The sequence below is a fragment of the Streptomyces colwelliae genome, from assembly GCF_048158785.1.
Lineage (GTDB): Bacteria > Actinomycetota > Actinomycetes > Streptomycetales > Streptomycetaceae > Streptomyces.
Map to the genome: position 1 here is coordinate 1 of NZ_JBLTJC010001060.1, position 388 is coordinate 388.

1 pseudogene is annotated in these 388 nt (G+C 72.4%); it reads left to right on the forward strand.

Annotation, left to right across the window (positions count from 1 at the left end):
- Window positions 1–388 (forward strand): annotated as a pseudogene (locus ACNFOC_RS55820) (MFS transporter); the annotation flags it as partial.

A 388-nucleotide genomic window follows, 5' to 3' on the forward strand; every position in this document is an offset into this window, starting at 1 on the left:
GTCCACGGCGGGGCGGCTGGTCGGTCGGCTGGGGCGCCGGGGGGCCTTGTACCTGGCGGGCGGTACGACGGCGGCGGGGCTCGTGGTCTCCCTCGCCGACTCGCTTCCCCTGGTGCTGCTCGGTCTGGTCCTGATCACGGCGGGCTTCTTCGCGGGGCACGCGGTCGCGTCCTCGGCGGTCAGCAAGACGGCGACGACGGGGCGTGCGCAGGCATCGGCTCTCTACCAGTCCGCCTACTACATCGGGTCCAGCACCGGCAGTACGGTCGGCGCGATGGCGTTCCACGCGGGGGGCTGGGCGGGGACGGTGGGTGTGGGTGTGCTGGCGGTCCTTGGTGTCGTGACAATCACTGTGCTCGGGTCACGGGCGGCGCGAATGGAACGGGCA